Annotated in this window: 2 protein-coding genes and 2 pseudogenes; all 4 read left to right on the plus strand. The window is 50.0% G+C overall.

Annotated features, from left to right (window positions below; translation table 11 throughout):
* The first annotated feature begins 31 nt into the window (after positions 1-31).
* A complete protein-coding gene (gene srfAA, locus NSU16_RS02050; protein ID WP_339191942.1) occupies positions 32-10795 on the plus strand; it encodes a surfactin non-ribosomal peptide synthetase SrfAA in 10764 nt (3587 codons plus the stop codon).
* Between the two features lie 12 nt (positions 10796-10807).
* Positions 10808-13900 (plus strand): annotated as a pseudogene (srfAB, locus tag NSU16_RS02055) (surfactin non-ribosomal peptide synthetase SrfAB); the annotation flags it as partial.
* Between the two features lie 43 nt (positions 13901-13943).
* On the plus strand, positions 13944-14084 hold the full coding sequence (gene comS / locus NSU16_RS02060; RefSeq protein ID WP_229150297.1) for a competence protein ComS: 141 nt from the start codon (positions 13944-13946) through the stop codon (positions 14082-14084).
* Positions 14030-21562: pseudogene (gene srfAB, locus NSU16_RS02065) on the plus strand (surfactin non-ribosomal peptide synthetase SrfAB); the annotation flags it as partial. The gene comS and the pseudogene srfAB (NSU16_RS02065), both read left to right, overlap by 55 nt.
* Positions 21563-21576: the final 14 nt, after the last annotated feature.

Raw genomic sequence — 21576 nt, forward strand, 5'->3', positions numbered from 1 at the left:
AATTATTGAAGATTAGGGGAGGTAAGATAATATGGAAATAACTTTTTATCCTTTAACTGATGCACAAAAACGAATTTGGTATACAGAAAAATTTTATCCTCACACGAGTATTTCAAATCTTGCGGGTATTGGTAAGCTGGTTTCAACTGAAAGAATTGACTGGAAGCTTGTGGAGCAAGCGATCCAAGAGTTTGTCCGCAGAAATGACGCAATGCGTCTTCGTTTGCGTCTCGATGAAAACGGAGAGCCCGTTCAATATATAAGCGAGTATAAGCCTGTTGATATAAAACATACTGACACCACTGGAGATCAGCATGCGATAGAATCCATTTCACAATGGGGCCGGGAGGAAACGAAAAAACCTCTGCCTCTGTACGATTGTGACTTATTCCGGTTTTCCTTGTTTACCATCAAAGAAAATGAAGTATGGTTTTATGCAAATGTTCATCATGTGATTTCTGACGGGATCTCCATGAACATTCTCGGAAACGCCATTATGCATATTTACTTGGAATTAGCAGGCGGCTCAGAAACAAAAAGAGGAATCTCGCATTCATTTATCGATCATGTTTTGTCTGAACAGGACTATGCTCAATCAAAGCGGTTTGAAAAAGATAAAGCGTTCTGGAACAAGCAATTCGAGACGGTGCCTGAACTCGTTTCCCTGAAACGGAATGCTCCTGCAGGCGGAAGTTTAGATGCTGAGAGATTTTCTCAAGATGTGCCTGAGGCGCTGCATCAGCAGATTTTATCCTTTTGTGAGGAGCACAAGGTCAGCGTTTTATCGGTATTTCAATCGGTGCTTGCCGCCTACTTGTACAGAGTCAGCGGGCAGAATGATGTGGTAACTGGTACATTTATGGGCAACCGGACAAATGCGAAAGAGAAGCAGATGCTCGGCATGTTTGTTTCTACGGTTCCGCTTCGGGCAAACATTGACGGCGGACAGGCGTTTTTTGATTTTGTTAAAGACCGGATGAAGGATTTAATGAAGACCCTTCGGCATCAAAAGTACCCGTATAATCTTCTCATCAATGATCTTCGTGAAACAAATAGCTCTGTGACAAAGCTGTTTACCGTTTCTCTTGAATATCAGGTGATGCAGTGGCAGAAAGAAGAGAATCTAGCCTTTTTGACTGAGCCCATTTTCAGCGGAAGCGGATTAAATGATGTTTCGATTCATGTGAAGGATCGATGGGATACTGGGAAACTTACAATTGACTTTGACTTCCGTACTGACTTCATGACACGTGAAGAAATTAAAATTGTTTGTGAACGCATGATGACATTGCTTGAGAACGCACTTACGCACCCGGATCATACGATTGATGAATTGACGCTGATTTCTGAGGCGGAGAAAGAACGGCTGCTATTGCGGGCTGGCGGTGAACCGGTTAATTACCGCAAGAACATGACGATTCCGGCGCTATTCCAAGAAAAGGCGGAATCGCTTGCTGATCAGCCTGCGGTTGTGTTTGAAGATCGTGCATTGTCTTATCGAACGTTACATGAACAATCCGCACGCATTGCCAATGTGCTGAAAGAGAAGGGGGTCCGTGCAGACAGCCCGGTTGCCGTTTTGCTCGAACGCTCTGAACGGATGATCACGGCTATCATGGGGATTTTAAAAGCCGGCGGAGCCTATGTGCCGATTGACCCCGAGTTTCCGGCAGAGCGCATCCAATTTATTTTGGAGGACTGCGGTGCGGACTTCGTCTTGACTGAATCGAAGGTTGCGTCCCCAGATGCATCTGCTGAGCTTATTGACTTTGATCAGGCGATTGCAAGCGGTGCAGATGCTATTTCGGATGTCAATGTGAATGCTAATGATCTTGCCTACATTATTTATACGTCGGGAACAACCGGACGTCCAAAAGGAGTGATGATCGAGCATCGCCAGGTTCATCATTTGGTTGAATCTCTGCAGCAGACCATTTATCAGAGTGAGAGCCAGACCCTGCGGATGGCATTGCTTGCGCCGTTCCACTTTGATGCGTCAGTGAAACAGATTTTCGCGTCGCTTCTTTTGGGACAGACTCTTTATATTGTACCGAAGAAAACGGTGACGAATGGCGCTGCTCTTGCGGAGTATTACCGCAGACACGGAATTGAGGCGACGGACGGAACACCGGCCCATCTGCAAATGCTGATAGCTGCGGGAGATTTGACTGGTCTTAAGCTCAAACACCTGCTGATTGGCGGGGAAGGTCTTTCTTCTGTTGTGGCGGACAAGCTTCTGACATTGTTTCAAGAAGCGGGTGCCGTTCCTCGTTTGACCAATGTGTACGGGCCGACTGAAACGTGTGTGGATGCATCTGTTCATCCGGTTCACCCGGACAGTACAGTTCAATCAGCGTATGTGCCAATCGGGAAAGCACTTGGGAATAACCGCTTGTATATTTTGGATCAAAAAGGCCGTCTGCAGCCGGAAGGCGTGGCGGGTGAGCTTTATATCGCGGGTGACGGTGTTGGACGAGGCTATTTAAACCTCTCGGAATTGACAGCTGAGAAATTTTCACAAGACCCGTTTGTGCCCGGTGACAGCATGTATCGTACCGGAGATGTGGTGCGCTGGCTTCCGGATGGAACGATCGAATATTTAGGAAGAGAAGATGATCAGGTCAAAGTTCGCGGATACCGCATTGAGCTTGGAGAAATTGAAACCGTGCTTCAGCAGGCGCCTGATGTTGCCAAAGCTGTCGTCTTGGCGAAGCCTGATACCCAAGGAAATCTTGAGGTTTGTGCGTATGTTGTGCAAAAAGCGGGAAGCGAATTTGCTCCTGCGCGTTTGCGGGAACACGCGGCAAAACACCTTCCTGACTACATGGTGCCGAACTACATCACAGAAATCACAGAAATTCCGCTCACGCCAAGCGGAAAAGTGGACCGCCGCAAGCTGTTTGCGCTTGAGGTAAAAGCGGTAAGGGGAACAGCGTATACCGCACCTCGAAACGAAATGGAAAAAACAATCGCCGAGATTTGGCAGGAAGTGCTGAGCGTTGAGAAAGCCGGGGTCTTTGACAATTTCTTTGAAACGGGTGGTCATTCATTGAAGGCAATGACGCTTTTAACAAAGATTCATAAGGAAACGGGCGCTGACATCCCGCTGCAATATGTGTTTGAGCATCCGACCATCGCCGCTCTTGCTGAGGCGGCCGAGCGTAAAGAAGGCCGGACGTTTGCGGCGATTGAGCCGGCTGAAAAACAGGAGCATTACCCGCTTTCTCTGGCGCAGCAGCGGACGTACATTGTCAGCCAATTCGAGGATGCGGGAGTCGGATATAACATGCCGGCGGCAGCTATTTTAGAGGGACCTTTAGACATTCAAAAACTGGAACAAGCATTTGGCGGGTTAATCAGCCGCCACGAGTCGCTGAGGACATCATTTGTGCTTGAAGGCAGCATACCGAGACAAAAAATTCATGACAGCGTCCAGTTCAACATCGAGATGATTGAAAGAAGCGGCCGCTCAAATGAGGAGGTTATGACTTCTTTTGTCCGCCGGTTTGACTTATCGAAAGCGCCGCTGTTGAGAGTCGGATTGATGGAGCTTGAAGAAAACCGTCATATGCTTCTGTTTGATATGCACCATTTGATTTCTGACGGTGTTTCCATCGGCATTATTTTGGAGGAACTGGCACAGATTTACCGCGGTGAACAGCTTCCTGAGCTTCGTCTTCAGTATAAAGATTACGCCGTCTGGCAAAGCGCGCAGGCTGCTGAAGGATACCAAAAGGATCGGGCGTATTGGAAGGAAGCCTTTGCGGGTGAGCTTCCCGTGCTTCAGCTTCTATCCGATTATCCGAGACCGCCTGTCCAAAGCTTTGAAGGAGACCGGGTTTCCATCAAGCTGGATGCAGAGTTAAAGAATCGCCTGTATCGTTTAGCTGAAAAAAATGGCGCCACACTTTATATGGTCATGCTGTCAGCCTACTATACGCTCCTGTCTAAATATACGGGGCAGGATGACATCATTGTCGGCACTCCGTCAGCGGGCAGACATCATTCTGATACAGAGGGCATTGTCGGAATGTTCGTTAATACGCTCGCTATTCGCAGCGAAGTGAAGCAGGATGAGACTTTTAACAGCCTGCTCACACGTGTGCGCCAGCAGGTTCTGGATGCCTTTTCTCATCAGGATTATCCATTTGAATGGCTTGTTGAAGACCTGAACATCCCGCGTGATGTAAGCAGACATCCGTTGTTTGACACGATGTTCAGTCTCCAAAACGCGGCGGCGGGCATTCCGGCTGTCGGTGATTTGACATTGTCGATTCATGAAACCAACTTCAACATTGCCAAATTTGATGTAACGGTTCAGGCAAGAGAAACGGACCGAGGCATTGATCTTGATTTAGACTACAGCACAAAACTGTTTAAACGAAGCACGGCAGACAGGCTGCTCACGCATTTTGCGCGCCTGCTTGAAGATGTAGTTGCTGAGCCTGAGAAACAGATTTCTGAGTACAACCTTCTTTCTGAAGAGGAAGCCGCCTCACAAGTTCAGCAGTTTAACCCGGAAAGAACGCCTTATCCGAAAGACAAAACGATTGTTCAGCTGTTTGAGGAGCAGGCTGCCAAAACGCCGGATCGCCCGGCACTTCAATATGAAGGGCAATCGCTCACATATCGAGAGCTGAATGAACGGGCCAACCGCTTAGCGCGCGGCATTCTTTCAATGGGAGCAGGCGAAAGCAGGACAGCGGCCGTCCTATGTGAACGGTCAATGGACATGATTGTGTCCATCCTTGCGGTATTAAAATCCGGTTCGGCTTATGTACCGATTGATCCGGAACACCCGATTCAACGGATGCAGCATTTCTTCCAAGACAGCGGAGCGAAAGTGCTTCTCACCCAGTCGGAATTAAAGGCGTTAGCGGAAAAAGCTGAATTCAAGGGTGTCATCGTGCTCGCTGATGAGGATCAAAGCTATCACGGCGATGCGCAAAATCTCGCTCTGCCGTTTGATTCTGCGGCCATGGCCAACCTGACGTATACATCCGGAACGACAGGAACGCCAAAGGGAAATATTGTGACACATGCCAATATTCTGCGTACGGTTAAGCAGACGAATTATCTGAGCATTACGGAACAGGATACGATACTCGGACTCTCAAATTATGTATTTGACGCATTTATGTTTGACGTATTCGGCTCTCTTTTAAACGGCGCCAAGCTTGTGCTCGTTCCGAAAGAAACTGTTCTGGACATGGCTCGTCTTTCTCGCGTTATTGAGCGGGAGAATATCACCATTCTCATGATCACGACAGCTCTGTTCCATCTTCTTGTGGACTTGAATCCGAGATCCTTGTCGACTTTGCGCAAGATTATGTTCGGGGGAGAACGGGCTTCTGTAGATCATGTGAAAAAAGCGCTGCAGACTGTTGGAAAAGGCAAGCTGCTTCACATGTACGGCCCATCTGAAAGCACGGTTTTCGCAACGTATCATCCGGTTGATGAATTGGATGAGCATACGATGTCCGTTCCGATTGGAAGACCGGTCAGCAATACGGAAGTGTACATTCTTGACCGCGAAGGACATGTTCAGCCTGCCGGCATCGCGGGAGAACTGTGTGTCAGCGGGGAAGGCCTCGTAAAAGGTTATTACAACCGCCCTGAACTGACTGAGGAGAAATTTGTGCCGCATCCGTTTAAAAAAGGCGAACGCATGTATAAAACGGGTGACTTGGCAAGATGGCTGCCGAATGGCGATATTGAATTTATCGGACGGATAGACCACCAGGTGAAAATCCGCGGACAGCGCATTGAGCTCGGAGAAATTGAACACCAGCTGCAAAGCCACGATCGTGTTCAGGAGAGCGTTGTGCTTGCTGTCGATCAAGGTGCGGGAGACAAACTGCTTTGCGCGTACTTTGTCGGGCAGGGTGAAATTACAGCGCAAGAGCTGAGAGAGCATACGGCAAAGGATCTGCCGGCGTACATGATCCCTGCGGTATTTATCCAAATGGACGAGCTGCCTCTGACCGGTAACGGAAAAATCGACCGGCGGGCGCTTCCGCTTCCTGACGGCAACATCTCAAATGGTGTTTCATATATTGCGCCGCGCAATGAAATAGAACAAAAAGTTGCAGACATTTGGGCACAGGTGCTTCAGGTTGAAAAGATCGGCATCTATGACCAATTCTTTGAAATCGGCGGACACTCGTTAGCAGGGATGAAGATGCTTGCCTTGATTCATCAGGAACTGGGCGCTGAGCTTTCTCTCAAGGATCTTTTCCAATCACCGACCGTTGAAAGCTTAGCACAGGTTATTGCCGCCGCAGAAAAAGGAACAGCGGTCAGCATAAGACCGGCAAAGACACAAGAGACGTATCCAGTTTCTTCTCCGCAAAAACGGATGTACGTGCTTCACCAGCTTGAAGGAGCGAACACAAGCTACAACATGCCATCGGTTCTGCGCCTGAAGGGTCATCTGGATGTTGAAAGGCTCAAATGTGTAATGAATGAGTTAATGGAGCGTCATGAAGCCTTTAGAACAACCTTTGAAATAAAAGACGGAGAAACGGTGCAGCGAATCTGGGATGAAGCGGCGTTTGATATGGCATATTTCGAAGCGCCAGAAGAAGAGACCGAGCGGATCGTTTCTGAGTTTATCCGTCCGTTCACACTTGACCGGCTGCCGCTGTTCAGAATGGGGCTGATCAAGCTGTCAGAAGCTGAGCATCTGCTGCTGTTTGACATGCACCATATTATTTCTGACGGAGCGTCTGTCGGCGTGCTGATTGATGAACTCTCGAAGCTGTACGACGGAGAAACCCTTGAGCCGCTTCATATTCAATATAAGGATTATGCCGTGTGGCAGCAGCAGTTTATTCAGTCCGATCTGTACCGGAAGCAAGAGGAGCATTGGCTGAAGGAGCTTGACGGAGAGCTGCCTGTGCTGACTCTTCCGACTGATTACAGCCGTCCTGCGGTTCAAACGTTTGAAGGAGACCGGATTGTGTTTGCATTGGACGCAGGAAAAGCGGATGCTCTTCGCAAGCTTGCAAAGGAAACGGATTCCACTCTGTATATGGTTCTTCTGGCGTCTTACAGCGCGTTTTTATCAAAATTGAGCGGCCAAAACGATATCATTGTGGGTTCACCGGTAGCCGGACGTTCTCAAGCGGACATCAGCCGCGTCATCGGAATGTTTGTCAATACACTGGCGATGCGCACATATCCGAAGGGTGATAAGACGTTTGCGGATTATCTTGGTGAAGTGAAAGAAACGGCACTTAGCGCATTTGAAGCGCAGGATTACCCGCTTGAGGACCTGATCGGAAAAGTTGATGTTCACCGTGACACAAGCAGAAATCCTTTATTTGATGCAGTATTTTCTATGCAAAATGCGAGCATCACAGATTTAACAATGAAAGGAGTCGAGCTTGAACCGCATCCATTTGAACGGAAAACGGCCAAGTTTGATATCACGCTGACAGCTGACGAAACCGGCGGAGGGCTCGCATTTGTTCTTGAATACAATACGGCGCTGTTTACACCGGAAACGATTGAACGATGGAAGCAATACTGGATTCAGCTTTTAGGGGCAGTAACAGAAAATCCGAATCAGCCGCTTTCCAGCCTGTCGCTCGTCAACGAGGCAGAAAAACAAACGCTCTTGGAGGCATGGAAAGGAAAAACACTGCCTGTGCCGACAGACAAAACGGTTCATCAGCTGTTTGAAGAAACCGTTCAGCGCCATAAAGACCGCCCGGCTGTCACGTATAACGGGCAGTCATGGACGTACGGCGAGCTGAATGCGAAGGCGAACCGTCTGGCGCGGATTTTGATCGACTGCGGCATCAGCGCGGATGAGCGCGTCGGCATTCTGACGAAGCCGTCGCTTGAAATGTCCGCCGCGGTGCTTGGTGTCCTGAAGGCGGGAGCGGCATTTGTGCCGATTGACCCTGACTATCCGGATCAGCGGATTGAATATATCCTACAGGACAGCGGTGCGAAGCTTCTCTTGAAACAGGAAGGCATCACAGTGCCGGACAGCTATACGGGCGAGGTCATTCTTCTGGACGGCAACCGGACGATCCTGAGTCTGCCGCTTGATGAAAACGATGAGGAAAATCCGCAGACCGACACAACCGCGGATCACCTTGCTTATATGATTTACACGTCAGGAACGACCGGACAGCCGAAGGGTGTTATGATCGAGCACCATGCGCTAGTCAACCTGTGCTTCTGGCATCATGACGCGTTCGGCATGACAGCGGAGGACCGCAGTGCGAAGTACGCGGGCTTCGGGTTCGATGCTTCCATTTGGGAGATGTTCCCGACCTGGACGATCGGCGCTGAGCTTCACGTTATTGATGAAACGATTCGCCTTGATATCACCCGCCTGAATGACTATTTCGAAACAAACGGTGTGACGATCACCTTCCTGCCAACGCAGCTGGCGGAACAGTTCATGGAGCTAGAGAACACGTCACTCCGCGTGCTCTTGACCGGAGGGGACAAGCTGAAGCGTGCGGTCAGACAGCCGTACAAACTCATCAACAACTACGGGCCAACCGAAAACACCGTCGTTGCGACAAGCACAGAGATCAATCCGGAGGAAGGCTCGCTTTCTATCGGGCGCGCGATCGCCAATACGAGAGTGTACATTCTCAGCGAAAGCCATCAGGTTCAGCCGGAGGGCGTGGCCGGAGAGCTATGTGTGGCGGGGCGCGGACTGGCGCGCGGCTATCTGAACAGGGAAGATGAAACCGCGAAGCGGTTTGTCTCAGATCCGTTTGTGCCGGGTGAACGCATGTACAAAACGGGCGACTTGGTGAAATGGACGGGCGGCGGCATCGAATACATCGGCCGGATCGACCAGCAGGTCAAGGTCCGCGGCTACCGAATCGAGCTGTCAGAAATTGAAGTGCAGCTGGCCCAGCTTTCTCAGGTTCAGGACGCGGCAGTGACAGCTGTGAAGGATAAAGCGGGCAATACCGCAATTGCCGCATATGTCACACCGGAAACTGTCGACACAGAAGCGCTGAAGTCAGCGCTCAAGGAAACCCTGCCGGACTACATGATCCCGGCGTTCTGGGTGACGTTGAACGAGCTTCCGGTTACCGCAAACGGCAAAGTAGACCGCAAAGCGCTGCCGGAGCCGGATATTGAAACAGGAAACGGAGAATACAAAGCGCCGTCCACTGACATGGAAGAGCTGCTTGCCGGCATTTGGCAGGACGTGCTCGGTATTTCTGAAGTCGGTGTCAGCGACAATTTCTTCTCGCTCGGCGGAGATTCCATTAAAGGCATCCAGATGGCGAGCCGCTTGAACCAGCACGGCTGGAAGCTGGAAATGAAGGATCTCTTCCAGCACCCGACGATCGAAGAACTGACACAATATGTGGAGCGTGCCGAAGGCAAACAGGCAGACCAAGGCCCTGTGGAGGGCGAAGTTATCCTGACGCCGATTCAGCGCTGGTTCTTTGAAAAGAACTTCACGAACAAACATCACTGGAACCAGTCGGTTATGCTTCATGCCGCGAAGGGCTTTGATCCTGAACGGGTTGAAAAGACATTGCGGGCACTGATTGAGCATCATGACGCGCTTCGCATGGTCTACCGCGAGGAACAAGGGGAGATCGTTCAATTTAACAAAGGGCTTGATGCCGTCTCTGTTCACTTAGAGATCACCAAACTGGAGGGGCAGGCTATAGATCATGAAGACCGCATAGAGAGAGAAGCGGAGCGTCTGCAAAGCAGCATCAATTTGAAGGAAGGCGGATTGTTAAAAGCAGGTTTGTTCCAAGCAGAAGACGGAGACCACTTGCTGCTTGTGATTCACCACTTAGTGGTTGACGGTGTATCGTGGCGGATTTTACTGGAGGATTTCGCCGCGGTTTATACACAGCTGGAGCAAGGGAACGAGCCGGTTCTTCCGCAGAAAACCCATTCGTTTGCGGAGTATGCAGAGAGATTACAAGACTTCGCAAATTCCAAGGCCTTTCTGAAAGAAAAAGAGTATTGGAAACAGCTTGAAGAACAGACTGTCCCGGTGAAGCTTCCGAAAGACCGCGAATCTAGTGATCAGCGAATGAAACATACAAAGACAATCGGATTCTCGCTGACTGCTGAAGAGACAGAACAGCTTACCACTAAAGTGCATGAGGCTTATCATACAGAAATGAATGATATTTTGCTGACGGCATTTGGATTAGCGATGAAGGAGTGGACAGGTCAGGAGCAAGTGAGTGTTCATTTAGAGGGGCATGGACGTGAAGATATCGTAGAAGACCTGACCATTTCCCGGACAGTCGGCTGGTTTACGAGTATGTTCCCGATGGTGCTGGATATGAAGCATGCGGATGATCTGGCTTATCAGCTGAAACAAATGAAAGAAGACATCAGACATATCCCGACCAAGGGAGTGGGCTACGGCATTTTGCGCTATTTGACGGCGCCGGAGCATAAAGAAGATGTGGCGTTCTCCATTCAGCCGGATATCAGCTTTAACTATTTAGGACAGTTCGACGAAATGTCGGATGCAGGTTTATTCACGAGATCAGAGCTGCCATCAGGACAGTCATTAAGCCCGGACACGGAAAAACCGAACGCGCTTGATGTTGTCGGATATATTGAAAATGGAAAACTGACGATGTCACTGGCCTATCATTCTCTCGAATTTCATGAAAAAACGATACAGACATTCAGTGACAGCTTTAAGGCCCATCTTCTTAGAATCATTGAACATTGCCTATCTCAAGATGGCACGGAACTAACGCCGAGTGACCTTGGCGACGACGATTTGACGCTGGATGAGCTTGATAAATTAATGGAAATTTTCTAATAGAGGTGGCATATGAGCAAAAAATCAATTCAAAAGGTGTACGCACTTACACCGATGCAGGAAGGAATGCTGTATCATGCGATGCTTGATCCGCATTCTTCCTCTTACTTCACACAATTAGAGCTTGGCATTCAAGGTGTTTTTGATCTTGAAATCTTTGAGAAAAGCGTCAATGAACTGATCCGGTCATACGATATTCTCCGTACGGTATTTGTACACCAGCAGTTGCAAAAGCCGCGTCAGGTTGTGTTAGCGGAACGCAAGACAAAGGTGCACTATGAAGATATCAGTCATGCAGACGAGGATCGCCAGAAAGACCACATTGAGCGTTACAAACAAGACGTTCAGCGCCAAGGCTTTAACCTGGCAAAAGACATTTTGTTCAAGGTGGCAGTTTTCCGCCTTGATGCAGATCAGCTGTATCTTGTCTGGAGCAATCACCATATTATGATGGACGGCTGGAGCATGGGCGTGCTGATGAAAAGCCTGTTCCAAAACTACGAAGCGCTCAGAGCAGGCCGCGCACCTGCAAATGGGCAGGGCAAGCCATATTCCGACTATATTAAGTGGCTTGGAAAACAGGATAATGAAGAAGCGGAAGGCTACTGGAGCGAACGCTTGGCGGATTTTGAACAGCCAAGCATGCTCCCGGGCCGCTTGCCGGAGAAGAAAGACGAGTATGTGAACAGAGAATACTCATTTACATGGGATGAGGAACTGGTTGCACGCATTCAGCAAACGGCGAACCGCCATCAAGTGACGGGGCCTAACCTGTTTCAGGCGATCTGGGGAATCGTCCTCAGCAAATATAACTTTACGAATGATGTTGTCTTCGGCACGGTCGTATCGGGACGGCCGTCTGAAATCAACGGAATCGAAACAATGGCGGGGCTCTTCATCAATACCATTCCTGTGCGTGTAAAGGTTGATCGGCAGTCTACATTCGCTGATATTTTCACAGCTGTTCAGCAGCATGCGGTGGAGGCGGAGCGCTACGATTACGTGCCGCTTTACGAGATTCAAAAACGTTCAGCCTTGGACAGCAGTCTTTTGAACCATCTTGTCGCTTTTGAAAATTATCCGCTTGATCAAGAGCTTGAAAACGGCAGCATGGAAGACAGGCTCGGGTTCTCTATCAAGGTTGAGAGCGCATTTGAACAAACAAGCTTTGATTTCAACCTCATTGTTTACCCGGGTAAAACCTGGACCGTCAAAATCAAATATAACGGCGCTGCATTTGATTCTGCTTTTATTGAACGGACAGCAGGACATCTCACCCGCATGATGACAGCCGCTGTCGAGCGGCCGGACGCCTTTGTGCGTGAGCATGGGCTTGTGGGAGAAGAAGAGCAGCGGCAAATTATGGAGACCTTTAACAGCACTTCAACAGAACTCCCTGAAGGAATGGCTGTTCATCAAGTATTTGAAGAACAAGCAAAGCGGACACCTGCAAGTACTGCCCTCGTATATGAAGGAGCCGAGCTGACATACCGCGAGCTGAACGAAGCGGCGAACCGTCTGGCGAGAAAGCTTATCGGGCAAGGTCTTCAAAAGGGTGAAACAGCAGCCATTATGAATGACCGTTCGGCAGAGACTGTTGCCGCCATACTGGCTGTTTTAAAAGCCGGCGCCGCATATGTGCCGCTTGATCCCGCACTTCCGGAGGATCGGCTCCGTTTCATGGCGGAGGACAGCTCGATTCGGATCGCTTTAGCTGGAGAGGCCTATACAAAACAGGCAAATCAGCTGCAAGTGCCGGTTCTCCCGCTGGAAGGCGTCTTTGAAGAGAATGAAACGGCTGACAATCTGAATCTGCCCGCCGATCCGACTGATCTGGCTTACATCATGTACACGTCAGGTTCGACCGGAAACCCGAAAGGCGTCATGATCGAACACAAAAGCATTCTGCGTCTCGTCAAAAATGCAGGATACGTTCCTGTTCATGAAGAAGACCGCATGGCGCAAACGGGAGCTGTCAGCTTTGATGCCGGCACATTTGAGGTCTTTGGCGCGCTGCTGAACGGCGCGGCGCTTTATCCGGTGAAAAAAGAGACACTGCTTGACGCGACACGGTTTTCAGCGTTCCTGCGTGAGCAGAGAATTACGACGATGTGGCTGACATCGCCATTATTCAACCAGCTTGCTGCAAAGGATGCCGGCATGTTTGGCACACTGCGTCATTTAATCATCGGCGGAGACGCGCTCGTGCCGCATATTGTAAGTAAAGTGAAACAGGCATCGCCGTCGCTTTCTCTGTGGAACGGGTACGGCCCGACAGAAAATACGACATTTTCTACAAGCTTTTTGATTGATCGCGAGTACAGCGGTTCAATTCCAATCGGGAAGCCAATCGGAAATTCCACTGCATACATCATGGATGAGCAGCAGCGTCTGCAGCCGATCGGAGTGCCCGGTGAACTGTGTGTCGGGGGAAGCGGCGTGGCACGGGGCTACGTTAACCTCCCAGAGCTGACGGAGAAGCAATTTCTCGAAGATCCGTTCAGACCGGGTGAAAAAATGTATCGAACTGGCGACTTGGCGAAATGGCTTCCGGACGGGAATATCGAGTTTTTAGGAAGAATTGATAACCAGGTGAAGGTGCGCGGGTTCCGGATTGAGCTTGGGGAGATCGAAAACAAATTGAACATGGCCGAACATGTGACAGAGGCTGCCGTGATCATTCGCAAGAACAAAGCGGATGAAAATGAAATTTGCGCGTACTTTACGGCGGATCGCGAAGTGTCTGTGAGCGGGCTGAGAAAAACGCTGTCACAATCATTGCCGGACTATATGGTTCCTGCCCATTTGATCCAGATGGACAGCCTGCCGCTTACACCAAACGGAAAAATCAATAAAAAAGAACTACCTGCGCCTCAATCAGACGCTGTGCAGTCTGAATATGCAGCACCCAAAACAGAGAGTGAAACGAAATTAGCCGAGATTTGGGAAGGGATACTTGGCGTTAAAGCAGGCGTTACAGATAACTTCTTTATGATCGGCGGACATTCTCTGAAAGCGATGATGCTGACGGCGAAAATTCAAGAGCATTTCCACAAGGAAGTACCGATTAAAGTGCTTTTTGAAAAGCCGACCATTCAAGAACTGGCACTGTATTTGGAAGAGAGCGAAAGCAAGGAGGAGCAGACGTTTGAACCGATCAGGCAAGCACCTTATCAGCAGCATTATCCTGTATCCCCGGCCCAGCGGAGAATGTACATCCTCAATCAGCTTGGACAAGCAAGCACAAGCTACAACGTCCCTGCTGTACTTTTGCTGGAGGGAGAAGTAAACAAAGACCGGCTTGAACATGCGATTCAGCAATTAATTGATCGGCACGAAATTCTCCGTACGTCGTTTGACATGATAGACGGAGAAGTCGTACAGACCGTTCATAAAAACATAACGTTCCAGCTGGAGGCTGCCAAGGGACGGGAAGAAGACGCGGAGGAGCTGATCAAATCGTTTGTTCAGCCGTTTGAGTTAAACCGCGCGCCGCTCGTCCGTTCGAAGCTTGTCCAGCTTGAAGAAGAACGCCATCTGCTGCTCATTGATATGCATCATATCATTACGGACGGCAGCTCGACTGGCATTCTCATCGGCGATCTCGCCAAAATCTATCAAGGCGCAGATCTGGAGCTCCCGCAGATTCACTATAAGGATTACGCTGTCTGGCAAAAAGAACATGCGGATCATCAAAAAGATGAAGCATACTGGCTGGATACGTTTAAAGGCGAGCTGCCGGTTCTTGACCTTCCGGCGGATTTCCCGCGGCCTGCAGAACGGAGCTTTTCCGGGGAGCGCGTCATGTTCGGGCTTGATAAACAAATCACGGCTCAAATCAAATCGCTGCTGTCAGAAACAGACACAACAATGTACATGTTCCTTTTAGCCGCATTTCATGTATTGCTCTCTAAGTATGCGTCACAGGATGACATCATCGTCGGCTCACCGACTGCGGGCAGAACACATCCTGATTTGCAAGGTGTGCCGGGTATGTTTGTCAACACGGTGGCATTACGGACAGCGCCTGCGGGGGACAAAACCTTTGCGCAATTCCTAGACGAAGTCAAAACAGTCAGTCTTCAAGCATTCGAGCACCAAAGCTATCCGCTTGAGGAATTGATTGAAAAGCTGCCGCTCACAAGGGACACAAGCCGTAGCCCGCTGTTCAGCGTTATGTTCAACATGCAGAACATGGAGATTCCTTCTTTGAAATTAGGAGATTTGAAGATTTCTTCCTATTCTATGCTTCATCACGTGGCGAAATTTGATCTGTCCTTGGAAGCTGTCGAACGTGAAGAAGAAATCGGTTTAAGCTTTGACTACGCAACTGCCTTATTTAAGGACGAGACAATCCGCTGCTGGAGCAGCCACTTTGTCAATTTGATCAAAGCAGCTGCGGTTAACCCGAACGTACGGCTGTCTGATTTGGAGATTCTTTCACCGGCTGAAACGGCAGCTTTGCTTGAAGAGAAAAAACAAACCACTCATTCTGGCGAAGACACGTTTGTATCACTTTTCGAAAAACAGGTGCAGCAAACACCTGATGATCCGGCTGTCATTTCTGGCGGAAACCAGCTGACCTATCGTGAGCTTGATGAACAGGCGAACCAGCTGGCGCATCATTTGCGCGCGCACGGGGCAGGAAGTGAAGACATCGTAGCCGTTGTCATGGATCGTTCAGCTGACCTAATGACAGCTGTTCTTGGGATCATGAAGGCGGGAGCCGCTTTCCTTCCGATTGATCCGGATACGCCTGAGGAACGAATCCGCTATTCATTAGAAGACAGCGGTGCGAGATTTACAGTCGTGAATGAAAGAAATATGACTGCCATAGGGCAATATCAAGGAACCACGATCAATATCGATCAAGCGGATTGGCGGAATGAAAACAAGGAGCGTCCGGAATTGATGTCTGGGCCTCAGAATCTTGCATATATCATTTACACATCCGGCACGACCGGGAAGCCGAAGGGTGTGCAGATTGAGCATCGCAATCTGACAAACTATGTTTCTTGGTTTAGCAAAGAGGCGGGCCTGACAAAAACGGATAAGTCTGTCTTGCTTTCGTCTTACGCATTCGACTTGGGTTATACAAGCATTTTCCCTGTGCTCCAAGCAGGCGGTGAGCTTCACATTGTGCCGAAAGAGACATATACGGCGCCCGATCAGATTGGCCGTTATATCAAGGAGCACGGCATCACGTATATCAAGCTGACACCGTCCCTGTTCCATACGATGGTGAACACGGCCAGCTTTACAAAGGAGCCGCATTTTGAATCCCTGCGCTTGATTGTGTTGGGAGGAGAAAAGATCATCCCTGCTGATGTTCTAGCGTTCAGCAAAGTATATCGGCATACCGAATTTATCAATCACTACGGTCCGACCGAAGCAACAATCGGCGCCATTGCCGGACGGATTGACCTGACTGAACCTGGCACATTCGCGAAACGGCCGACAATCGGACGGCCGATTGCCAATACCGGCGCACTTGTCTTAAATGAGTCATTGAAGCTTGTGCCTCGGGGAGCGAGCGGTCAGTTATATATCACAGGACAGGGGCTTGCCAGAGGATATCTCAGCCGTCCTCAGCTCACATCCGAGAAATTCGTTGAAAACCCGTATGCGCCGGGGAGCCTGATGTATAAAACCGGAGATGTCGTCCGGAGACTGGCTGACGGTACGGTTGAATTTATCGGCCGGGCTGATGATCAGGTGAAAATCCGCGGCTACCGCATAGAGCCGAAAGAAATTGAAACGGTCATGCTTAGCCTCAGCGACATTCGAGAAGCGGTAGTGCTTGCGGTTTCTGAGGGCGGGCTTCAAGAGCTTTGTGCGTATTATACGGCGGATCAAGCCATTGAAAAAGCAGAGCTCCGGAAACAGCTTTCACAAATACTGCCGTCTCATATGATCCCTGCCTTCTTCGTGCAGGTAGATGTCATCCCACTCACGGCAAACGGGAAGACCGACAGAAACGCATTGCCGAAGCCGAACGCAGCGCAATCCGGATATGAGGCGTCAGCTGCTCCGGAAACAGCACTTGAAGAAAGCCTTTGCCGCATCTGGCAGAAAACACTCGGCATTGAAGCGATCGGAATCGATGACAATTTCTTCGATTTAGGCGGCCATTCACTAAAAGGAATGATGCTCATCGCCAATATACAGGCGGAATTGGAGAAAACCGTGCCGCTTAAAGCGCTGTTCGAGCAGCCGACTGTACGCCAGCTGGCGGCTTACATGGAGGAATCGGCAGCATCAGGCGGCTATCACATGTTAAAGCCGGCTGACAAACAAGATGTGTATCCATTGTCATCCGCACAGAAACGGATGTACGTGCTCAATCAGCTTGACCGGCAGACGATCAGCTATAATATGCCATCGGTTCTTCTGATGGAAGGCGAGCTTCACATTTCGCGCCTGAGAGAATCACTTAACCAGCTCGTAAACCGTCATGAATCATTGCGCACGTCATTTACGGAAGCAGACGGAGAGCCTGTCCAGCGCATTGTTGAGGAGGCATCAATTGATCTTCATGTGTTTGATGCAGAAGAGGGCGAGGCGGAACGGAAGATTAAGGAATTTATCAGGCCATTCGACTTAAGCAACGCTCCGCTCATTCGCGCGGCATTACTCCGAATTGCAGACCAAAAACATCTGCTTCTATTGGATATGCATCACATTATCGCGGATGGTGTATCAAGAGGTATTTTCGTTAAAGAATTGGCATTGCTTTATAAAGGCGAACAGCTTCCAGAGCCGAAGCTTCATTACAAGGATTTCGCTGTTTGGCAAAATGAAGCCGGACAGAAAGAACGGATGAAGGAGCATGAGCAATACTGGCTATCAGTTCTCTCAGGCGAACTGCCGGAGCTTGACCTTCCGCTTGATTACACCCGACCGCCTGTTCAAAGCTTTGAAGGGGATACTGTCCGTTTCCGCGCGGGAAGCGGGACGGCAAAGGCGATTGAAAACCTGCTCGCAGAAACGGGAACGACTTTGCATATGGTGCTTCACACCGTCTTCCATGTCTTACTAAGCAAAATCTCCGGACAGCGGGATATCGTGATCGGCTCGGTTACAGCAGGCCGCACGAATGCCGACGTGCAAAACATGCCGGGGATGTTCGTCAATACGCTTGCACTGAGAATGGAAGCAGGAGAAAAGCAGACATTTGCAGAGCTTCTGGAGCAAGCAAAGGAGACGAATCTGTCAGCGCTTGAGCATCAGGAGTATCCGTTTGAAAGTCTGGTCAACCAGTTAGACCTTCCTCGGGATATGAGCCGAAATCCATTGTTTAATGTGATGGTTACGACAGAAAACCCTGATAAAGAACAGCTTGAGCTGCAAGATCTCACGATTTCACCTTATGAGGCCCATCAGGGAACATCGAAGTTTGATCTGACATTAGGCGGTTTCACTGACGAAAACGGCATCGGTCTGCAGCTGGAATATGCGACGGATCTATTCTCAAGAGAAACAGCTGAGAAATGGAGCGAATATGTCCTCCGCTTATTGCAGGCTGTAGCAGAAAATCCAAACCAGCCGCTTTCCAGCCTGTCGCTCGTCAACGAGACAGAAAAACAAACGCTTCTGGAGGCATGGAAAGGAAAAACGCTGCCTGTGCCGACAGACAAAACGGTTCATCAGCTGTTTGAAGAAACCGTTCAGCGCCATAAAGACCGCCCGGCTGTCACGTATAACGGGCAGTCATGGACGTACGGCGAGCTGAATGCGAAGGCGAACCGTCTGTCGCGGATTTTGATCGACTGCGGCATCAGCGCGGATGAGCGCGTCGGCATTCTGACGAAGCCGTCGCTTGAAATGTCCGCCGCGGTGCTTGGTGTCCTGAAGGCGGGAGCGGCATTTGTGCCGATTGACCCTGACTATCCGGATCAGCGGATTGAATATATCCTACAGGACAGCGGTGCGAAGCTTCTCTTGAAACAGGAAGGCATCACAGTGCCGGACAGCTATACGGGCGAGGTCATTCTTCTTGACGGCAACCGGACGATCCTGAGTCTGCCGCTTGATGAAAACGATGAGGAAAATCCGCAGACCGACACAACCGCGGATCACCTTGCTTATATGATTTACACGTCAGGAACGACCGGACAGCCGAAGGGTGTTATGATCGAGCACCATGCGCTAGTCAACCTGTGCTTCTGGCATCATGACGCGTTCGGCATGACAGCGGAGGACCGCAGTGCGAAGTACGCGGGCTTCGGGTTCGACGCTTCCATTTGGGAGATGTTCCCGACCTGGACGATCGGCGCTGAGCTTCACGTCATTGATGATGCGATTCGCCTTGATATCACCCGCCTGAATGACTATTTCGAAACAAACGGCGTGACGATCACCTTCCTGCCAACGCAGCTGGCGGAACAGTTCATGGAGCTTGAGAACACGTCACTCCGCGTGCTCTTGACTGGAGGGGACAAGCTGAAGCGTGCGGTCAAACAGCCGTACAAACTCATCAACAACTACGGGCCAACCGAAAACACCGTCGTTGCGACAAGCACAGAGATCAATCCGGAGGAAGGCTCGCTTTCTATCGGGCGCGCGATCGCCAATACGAGAGTGTACATTCTCAGCGAAAGCCATCAGGTTCAGCCGGAGGGCGTGGCCGGAGAGCTTTGTGTGGCGGGACGCGGACTGGCGCGCGGCTATCTGAACAGGGAAGACGAAACCGCGAAGCGGTTTGTCGCCGATCCGTTCGTGCCGGGTGAACGCATGTACAAAACAGGCGATTTGGTGAAATGGACGGGCGGCGGCATCGAATACATCGGCCGGATCGACCAGCAGGTCAAGGTCCGCGGCTACCGAATCGAGCTGTCAGAAATTGAAGTGCAGCTGGCCCAGCTTTCTGAGGTGCAGGATGCGGCAGTGACAGCTGTAAAAGATAAAGGCGGCAATACAGCGATCGCGGCGTATGTCACACCGGAAACAGCTGACATAGAAGCGCTGAAATCAGCACTGAAGGAAACCCTGCCGGACTACATGATCCCGGCGTTCTGGGTGACGTTGAACGAGCTTCCGGTTACCGCAAACGGCAAAGTAGACCGCAAAGCACTGCCGGAGCCGGATATTGAAACAGGAAACGGAGAATACAAAGCGCCGTCCACTGACATGGAGGAGCTGCTTGCCGGCATTTGGCAGGACGTGCTCGGTATTTCTGAAGTCGGTGTCAGCGACAATTTCTTCTCGCTCGGCGGAGATTCCATTAAAGGCATCCAGATGGCGAGCCGCTTGAACCAGCACGGCTGGAAGCTGGAAATGAAGGATCTCTTCCAGCACCCGACGATCGAAGAACTGACACAATATGTGGAGCGTGCCGAAGGCAAACAGGCAGACCAAGGCCCGGTGGAGGGCGAAGTTATCCTGACGCCGATTCAGCGCTGGTTCTTTGAAAAGAACTTTACGAACAAACATCACTGGAACCAGTCGGTTATGCTTCATGCCGCGAAGGGCTTTGATCCTGAACGGATTGAAAAGACATTGCGGGCACTGATTGAGCATCATGACGCGCTCCGTATGGTCTACCGTGAAGAAAATGGCGACATCATTCAAGCGTATAAACGGATAGACGAGTGCGAGGTCAGCTTTGAAATCGTTGATCTGTACGGCTCAGATGAAGATATGCTGAAAAGCCAGATTAAGGTTCTTGCTGACAGTCTGCAAAGCAGTCTCGACCTGCAAAACGGACCGCTTCTGAAAGGGGAGCTATACCGCACGGAAGCAGGGGATCACCTGCTCATCGCTGTACACCATCTCGTGGTCGACGGCGTATCTTGGCGGATCTTGCTTGAAGACTTTGCATCAGGCTACATGCAGGCGGAGAAAGAAGAGCAAATCGTCTTCCCGCAAAAAACAAACTCCTTCAAGGATTGGGCAGAAGAATTGGCGGCATTCAGCCAATCAGCACACCTTTTGCAGCAGGCTGAATACTGGGCGCAAATTGACGCTGAAGAGGTTTCTGCTGTTCCGAAGGATGATGAAACAGAGGAGCGGATTGTCAAACATACCTCATCCATCATCTGTGAATTAAATGAGGAAGACACTAAACACCTCTTAACAGATGTTCATCAGCCATATGGAACCGAGATCAATGATATTCTTCTCAGCGCGCTCGGATTAACGATTAAAGAATGGACAGATGGTGTCAAAATCGGCATCAATCTTGAGGGGCACGGACGGGAAGACATCATCCCGAATGTGAACATCTCCAGAACGGTTGGCTGGTTTACGGCACAATATCCTGTTGTGCTCGACATGTCTGAAACAGATGTCTCAGCGGTCATCAAAGCAGTCAAAGAAAACCTGCGCCGCGTTCCGGACAAAGGCGTCGGATACGGCATTCTCCGCTACTTTACAGAACAAGCGCGAGCGCAAGGCTTCACACCGGAAATCAGCTTTAACTATTTAGGCCAATTCGACAGTGAAGTGAAAACGGATTTCTTTGAACCGTCCGCTTTCGATATGGGACGCCAAGTGAGCGAAGAATCAGAAGCCCTGTACGCTTTAAGCTTCAGCGGCATGATCCGTAACGGACGTTTTGTTCTTTCTTGCTCCTACAATGAGAAGGAATATGAAAGAGCAACGGTCGAAGCACAAATGGAACGGTTTAAAGAAAATCTCCTCCTGATCATCCGCCATTGTACGGAAAAAGAGGACAAGGAATTCACACCGAGCGACTTCAGTGCGGGAGACCTTGAAATGGATGAGATGGGCGATATCTTTGACATGCTTGAGGAGAATTTGAAATAAAAATGCAAGGGAAT

This window comes from Bacillus sp. FSL K6-1003 (assembly GCF_037964945.1).
GTDB classification, from domain to species: Bacteria; Bacillota; Bacilli; order Bacillales; family Bacillaceae; genus Bacillus; species Bacillus mojavensis.